The following is an 899-nucleotide window of genomic DNA, read 5'->3' as shown; positions in this document are numbered from 1 at the left end:
AGAGACCGTTTGAGAATGGGTTGAAGCGGCGGCTTTGGCATGATTCAAGCTTGGGATGTGGACCCGAGCGAGCCGTAGCCGTATGGCTGGATTTGAAAAGAGATCGAAGCGCTATCCGACCGATCTGACAGACGAAGAATGGCTGTTCATTCAGCCGTTCCTGCCGCCGGTGGCTAAGCGCGGACGCAAGCCAGAGACTGACCTGCGTGATGTCCTCGATGCACTTCGTTATCTGGCACGCACAGGTGGTGGATGGCGGATGTTGCCGAACGACTTCCCGCCCTGGCAGACGGTATATTGGTGGTTTCGGCGCTTCGTGCGGCGGCTACTGTTTCGCACGATCCACGACGTTACACTGATGCTCGACCGTGAACGCGAAGGGCGTGAGCAGAGCCCGACGGCCGCCGTCGTGGATAGCCAATCGATCAAAGCACCAGCGGCGGAAAAGCGGGGGTTTGATGCGGGCAAAAAGGTTGTCGGTCGTAAACGGCACATTGCCGTCGACACCGATGGTCGATTGCTCATGGTCAATCTGACCACCGCCGACATTTCCGACAGCGCTGGCGCTCAAGCGATCGTCGCGGTCATTCGCAAGAGATGGCCCTGGCTGAAGCACTTGTTCGCCGACGGCGCCTACGACCGCACCCGCCTTATGGACGCCGCGACCTATCAGGACTTCATCCTCGAGATCATCCGCCGCTCTGACAAGGAGCCAGGCTTCAAGGTACTGCCGAGGCGCTGGGTAGTGGAGCGAACCTTCGGCTGGATGACGCGCTGGAAAAGGCTCGTTCGCGATTACGAGCAGCGGATCGACGTCTCGGAGGCCATGATCCATGTCGCTCTCGGCAGCCTCATGCTCCGTAGAATTGTTCATCCATGAGCATTCTCAAACGGACTCT

Annotated in this window: 1 protein-coding gene; it reads left to right on the top strand. The window is 59.0% G+C overall.

All coding sequences use genetic code 11. The annotated features are described in order from the left end of the window. The first annotated feature begins 55 nt into the window (after positions 1–55). Entirely contained in the window at positions 56–880 is an 825-nt protein-coding gene (locus K9B33_RS22935; protein WP_224551424.1) for an IS5 family transposase, read from the top strand. The last annotated feature ends 19 nt before the right edge of the window (positions 881–899 follow it).

This window comes from Sphingobium sp. 3R8, from assembly GCF_020166615.1.
In the GTDB taxonomy this organism is placed as follows: domain Bacteria; phylum Pseudomonadota; class Alphaproteobacteria; order Sphingomonadales; family Sphingomonadaceae; genus Sphingobium; species Sphingobium bisphenolicum.
The sequence above is the reverse complement of the archived record's forward strand: the minus strand, read 5'-3'. Positions and strand labels throughout refer to the sequence as shown.

Excerpts from the sequence above, each read along its gene's own strand:
- K9B33_RS22935 (WP_224551424.1), top strand. The coding sequence starts at position 56 with ATGTGGACCCGAGCGAGCCGTAGCCGTATGGCTGGATTTGAAAAGAGA.